Annotated in this window: 5 protein-coding genes and 1 pseudogene; 2 read left to right on the forward strand and 4 right to left on the reverse strand. The window is 62.8% G+C overall.

What is annotated here, in order from left to right:
* A partial coding sequence (locus tag ACXJ7R_RS23430) for a Ppx/GppA family phosphatase (protein ID WP_457153919.1) occupies positions 1-693 on the reverse strand: 693 nt, incomplete at its 3' end.
* Entirely contained in the window at positions 693-2,894 is a 2,202-nt protein-coding gene (locus ACXJ7R_RS23435; protein WP_457153920.1) for an RNA degradosome polyphosphate kinase, read from the reverse strand. The genes ACXJ7R_RS23430 and ACXJ7R_RS23435, both read right to left, overlap by 1 nt.
* Before the next feature lie 239 nt (positions 2,895-3,133).
* Between ACXJ7R_RS23435 and ACXJ7R_RS23440 the strand changes: the two genes are divergently transcribed.
* Together ACXJ7R_RS23440 and ACXJ7R_RS23445 are read left to right on the forward strand one after the other, a co-directional pair.
* On the forward strand, positions 3,134-3,379 hold the full coding sequence (locus ACXJ7R_RS23440) for a zinc-finger domain-containing protein (RefSeq protein ID WP_095086137.1): 246 nt from the start codon (positions 3,134-3,136) through the stop codon (positions 3,377-3,379).
* A gap of 19 nt (positions 3,380-3,398) precedes the next feature.
* The gene (locus ACXJ7R_RS23445; RefSeq protein WP_457153921.1) at positions 3,399-4,637 is read left to right on the forward strand and encodes an FAD-dependent monooxygenase; all 1,239 of its coding nucleotides are present in this window, start codon (positions 3,399-3,401) and stop codon (positions 4,635-4,637) included.
* A 40-nt stretch (positions 4,638-4,677) separates the two neighbouring features.
* On the opposite strand, the gene ACXJ7R_RS23450 is transcribed toward ACXJ7R_RS23445, so the two are convergent.
* Complete coding sequence (locus tag ACXJ7R_RS23450; RefSeq protein ID WP_457153922.1) at positions 4,678-5,346, reverse strand: TIGR02117 family protein; 669 nt, start codon at positions 5,344-5,346, stop codon at positions 4,678-4,680.
* Positions 5,347-5,461: 115 nt separating this feature from the next.
* Positions 5,462-5,738 (reverse strand): annotated as a pseudogene (locus ACXJ7R_RS23455) (amino acid ABC transporter ATP-binding protein); the annotation flags it as partial.

Genomic DNA, 5,738 nt, shown 5'->3' on the forward strand with positions numbered 1-5,738 from the left:
AATGACGCCGAGCGGATAATTGGTCATTTCCATGTGCAGCCGGGCGAGATTTCGCCAGGTGCCGCCGACCGCGTAGAAGGGCCTGCCCTGCCCGCCTTTCAACAGCTTGGCCCTCGACAGTTCGTCACGCGTGATCTTGGCCGCCTGGGTCAGCGAGTTCTTCGCCATGTCCTGCAGGCGCAAGCCGCCAAGCGGCAGCGTTATGCCGTCGCCGATCGCCTCGCCGTTGACGTCGACAAGTTCGAGGCTGCCGCCACCCAGATCGCCGGCGATGCCATTGGCCGGATGGAAGCCCGAAATGACGCCGAGCGCCGAATAATAGGCTTCCTGGCGGCCACTGATCACCCGGATCTCGGTCTTGAGCACATCCTCGGCACGGTGGATGAAATCAGGACCGTTGATCGCCTCGCGCGCCGCGGCGGTGGCCAGCACATACATGTGCTCTGCGCCGGCCTGGTCGGAGAGCGCGCGAAAGCGTCGGAACTCCTCCATCGAGCGCGTCACCGCCTCGGGGTCGAGCTTGCCGGTGGAAACGATGCCGCGGCCGAGGCCGGCCAGCATCTTTTCGTTGAACAGCATGGTCGGCGAGCGCGCCAGCCCCTCATAGACGACGAGACGGATCGAATTCGACCCGATGTCGATGATGGATAGCGGTCGGCGGTCCTGCAACCGGCCCTGGGAATCAGACAGCATCAGGTGGACGCTGCGGCGTTCTTCTTGCGGCGCTTGAACTGCGCGATGCGCTTGGGCGCGTGCGACTTCAGCGCGTCACCCCGTCCCGACAGGCTCGGATTGGTCATGAAATATTCCTGCGCGTTGAACGGTTCCTCGCCCTCCTCCAGCACGACGCGCCGGGAGGTTCCATCAGCCAATACGTCGAAACTTTGCTGATTGTCCATGATGTTGCCCAGCATGATCTGGCCCAGGATCTGTTCATGCACAGTTGGATTGGTGATCGGCACCATGGTCTCGACGCGGCGGTCGAGATTGCGCGGCATGAGGTCGGCCGAAGAGATGTAGACGATCGCCTCGTCCGATGGCAGCCCATGACCATTGCCGAAGCAATAGATGCGGCTGTGTTCCAGAAAACGGCCGACGATCGACTTCACCCTGATATTTTCCGACAGGCCCGGGACCTGCGGCCGCAGGCAGCAGATGCCGCGCACGACGAGGTCGATCTCGACGCCGGCACGGCTGGCGTCATAGAGCGCATCGATGATGATCGGATCGACAAGCGCGTTCATCTTCATCCAGATGCGCGCTGGCCTCCCCTCCACCGCATGAGCAATCTCGACGGCAATATGCTTCAAGATGCGGCTTCTCAGCGTGAACGGCGAGATCGCCAACCGCATCTCATCCGTCGGCTCGGCATAGCCGGTGATGAAATTGAAGAGCTGGGCGACATCGCGGGCAATCGTCGGATCGGTGGTGAAGAAAGACAGATCGGTGTAGATGCGCGCGGTGACCGGATGGTAGTTGCCGGTACCGAGATGGACATAGTTGCGCAGCTTGCCGTCCTCGCGCCGCACCACCAGCGACATTTTCGCATGGGTTTTCAGCTCGAGGAAGCCGAACACGACCTGCACACCGGCTCGCTCCAGGTCGCGCGCCCAGCGGATGTTGGCTTCCTCGTCGAAACGCGCCTTGAGCTCGACCAGCGCGGTCACCGACTTGCCGGCCTCGGCCGCATCGACCAGAGCGCGCACGATCGGGCTGTCGTTGGAGGTGCGGTAAAGCGTCTGTTTGATCGCCACCACTTCCGGATCGGCCATCGCCTGGCGCAGGAACTGCACCACCACATCGAAGGATTCGTAGGGGTGATGGACGACGATGTCCTTCTCGCGGATGGCGGCGAAGCAGTCGCCGCCATGCTCGCGGATGCGCTCGGGAAAGCGCGGATTGTAGGGCGTGAACTTGAGGTCGTCGCGCGGGATGGCGACGATTTCGGAAATCTGGCTGAGCGCCAGCGGACCGGTCAGAACGCTGATGCGGCTCGACGATACGCCCAGCTCGCCGGCAACGAAGTCACGCAGTTCCGCCGGCATCAATACGTCGAATTCGATGCGGATCACCGACCCGCGGCGGCGGCGCTTCAGCGCCGTCTCGAACAGGCGCACCAGATCCTCGGACTCCTCCTCGACCTCGATATCACTGTCGCGGATGATGCGGAACGTGCCGGATCCCTTGACCTCATAGCCTGGGAACAGCTTGCCGATATAGAGGCCGACTGCCTCTTCCAGCGGGATGAAGCGGACATGGTGCTTGCGGTCCGGCAAACGGATGAAGCGCTTCAGCGCCACAGGGAGGCGCAGAAGCGCGCTCATCTCTTCGCCGTTCTTGCGGTGGCGCAATTGCAGCGCCATCGAGAAACCGAGATTGGGGATGAACGGGAACGGATGCGCCGGGTCGATCGACAGCGGGGTCAGCACCGGAAACACCTGCTCCTGGAAATGGTCTTCCAGCCAGATCTTTTCGTCCTTGGTCAGTGCGTCACGGGTGATGCTCTCGATGCCTTCCTTGTTGAGCAGCACGATGAGTGCCGAAAGGCTCTTCTGCTGGTCTTCCTGCAGCCGTTCAACCTCCCGCAGCAGTTGTTCGAGCTGCTGTTCGGGGGTGCGGCCGTCAGGGCTTTTCAGCGTGATGCCCTCGCGCACCTGGCCGGCAAGACCGGCGACGCGGACCATGAAGAACTCGTCGAGGTTGGCCGCCGAGATCGACAGGAAACGGACGCGCTCCAGCAGCGGATGATTGAGGTTCAGCGACTCCTCGAGAACGCGCCGGTTGAACTGCAGCCAGGAAAACTCCCGGTTGACAAAGCGATCCGGGTTGCCGCCCTCCGGGCGAGCCACCTCGACATTCACGAATTCGCTCTGCACCGGCTTCAGTTCGTTCATTTTTCCTGCTCTTCCCTCACGCTCCGCCGCCGAGCGACGCAACCTTCCCGGATGCGCCGCAGGTGCCCTGAAGCGAGGCCTGACCCTCTCCGTAAACCGATTCCGTTTTCGGGGTCATTGCCTTAACCGGCTTAACTTATCCTCTGACAGGCTTTTGCGACAGTTTGATTTCATCGAACTTGCAAAGAGACCGGTTATGATCCAGATGCAGAAGAGACTGCGTTAAGGAGACGACGACGATGGCAGGCGGTTCCATTCCCCATTTTCAGAACGATGCGGGCCACCCGGCGATCGACATCGGCGTCAAGGAATTCATGTGCACGGGCGCCAACCCGCCTTTCGACCACCCGCATGTGTTTCTCGACATGGGCGACGACAACGAAAAGGTCTGCCCCTATTGCTCGACGCTCTACCGCTATTCGTCCAAGCTGAAGGCGACAGAAACGCTGCCGGCCGGCTGTATCTACATCGACCAGGCCGCCTGATTCCTTCGCGGCAAGCCCGATGGACGACACGCGGTCCCGGCAAATCGTCATCGCCGGGGCGGGCGTCGCCGGGCTGACCGCCGCGCTGGCGTTCGCCGAACGCGGCTACCCCGTGCAGGTGTTCGAACAGGCGCAGCGTCTGGAAGCCGCAGGCGCCGGCATCCAGCTTTCTCCCAACGCAACTCGCATTCTTCGCCAGCTTGGCGCGCTCGACCGGCTGCTGCTGGCAGCGGTGCGGCCGGAAGCGGTGGTGTTGAAGGACGCCGCGACGTTGCGCGAACTGGCACGCGTGCCGCTGGGACAAGCCGCCGAAGCCCGCTGGCAGGCACCCTATCTCGTTGCTCACAGGGCTGACTTGCAGAGCGCACTGACTGCGCGCGTTGCCGAGATGCCGAACATCGTTCTTTCTCCCGGCGCACATGTCAGCGGCGTTGCGAAAGGCAGCCATGGTGTCACAGTGGCTGCCGAGATGGACGGCGAGRCCATCGAGGCCGAGGGCTTGCTGCTGGTCGGCGCCGATGGCGTCTGGTCATCGGTGCGCGGGCTTGTCGACACAACCAGGGGAGCGGCCTCGCCAAGAAGTCACTTTTCGGGCGAACTGGCCTGGCGTGCCACCATTCCCGCCGACAGCGCTGCCGGAAAAGCCTTCGCCGCGATCGGCGCCACCGATTGCGTCACGACCTTCCTGCATCCCGGCTTCCACATGGTCGCCTATCCCGTCAGCAAAGGTGCTGCCTTCAATCTTGTCGCTTTCACCAAAGGCGAACGCATTGCCGAGGGCTGGTCCGGGAACGCCGACACCAGGATCTTGACCGGTGCCATGCGCGGTACGGCAGCAGCACTTGCCCGTCTGATCGAGGAAGCCGGCGGGTGGACGGCGTGGCCGATCCATACGATCGAGAGTAAGCAGCCTTGGACGAACGACCGCATCGCGCTGATCGGCGATGCGGCGCATGCGATGACGCCGTTCGCGGCGCAAGGTGCCGCCATGGCGATCGAAGATGCGGCCGCACTTGCGGATGTCGTTGCGGACTTGCCCGGCGATCCGGCACAAGGTCTTCAAATCTGGGAGAACCTGCGACGGCCGCGCGTCGCCAGGGTCGCCCGTCGTGGCGCCCTCAACCGCCTCGCCTGGCATGCCGCGGGTCCAGTCTCCATCGCACGCAATCTGTTCCTGAAAATGCGCTCGTCTGAAAAACTCGCCGCCGATCTGGACTGGCTTTATGGCTGGCAGCCGCAGAAAATCATCCGGCGCTGAAAGCTGGGGCATAGGCCGAATGCCGGCCCATAGAACGGAGTTAATTGTAAAGCCGCATCGACAGGCCGAGCGAAGCCGGCAGCGGATTCCACCAGCCGGTGCGCAAGCCGGCGGTACGCAAGGCTGCCGCCGTCCAGGTGTTGCAGCCGACCAACGCGTTGAAATGGCCGTTGGCTTCATAGAAGCGGTCGAAGCTGGAATAGGCCGCGCCCGGAACAAGAAGCGGCCCTTGCGGCCCCCGTTGGAAACTCGCATCGATGAAATCGAGCAGTGCCGCAAAACGCTCCTCGCCGATGTCGAAGCCGGCGACATCCGGATGCGGTTCGACTATGGCGCCAGCAACGTCGACATGCATGACCGACGCGTCGAGGGTCAGTGCCTTCATCACCGGGATGGCCTTGAGCTCGGACCATGTCGGCGTCTCCAGGTAGAAGGCGCGACCACCCCAGCCGAAGACGATGTAGCGAACCTCCGGACTTTCGGCCGGGATGGCGGCGTCGACCAGGAAATGGAACCGCTGGCGCACCCTGTCGTCCATCGGGATGGCGATATCGGTGTGGATCGGGTTGTTCAGCACCAGGATGTGGCGCGTGGTGGCGGGATTGGCGGCGGCCGGCGGCCACAGCGGCCTCGGCACCAGAGTGCCCAGCGTCGCAGCAAGCGCAACGACGATCAGTAGCAGGCCTAGAAAACGTCCCAGCTTCTTCATGAATGGCGGCATTGCAAACGCACCCCGGCGCGACACGAGCCGCCCGCCTCCTGCTCATCCATACGCAAAAGAGCCCGGCACTGTTTCAGCCGGGCTCTTCCTGGTTGTCGAAAGCCTAGTGCAGGATCTGCGACAGGAACAGCTTTGTGCGCTCGTGGCGCGGATGATCGAAGAACTCGGCCGGCGTGTTCTGCTCGACRATCTGGCCCTGGTCCATGAAGATCACGCGGTTGGCGACCTTGCGGGCAAAGCCCATTTCGTGGGTGACGCACAGCATGGTCATGCCTTCTTCGGCAAGGCCGACCATCGTCTCCAGAACTTCCTTGATCATTTCCGGATCGAGCGCCGAGGTCGGCTCGTCGAACAGCATGATGCGAGGGTTCATGCACAGC

The sequence above is a fragment of the Mesorhizobium sp. P5_C1 genome (assembly GCF_054049815.1).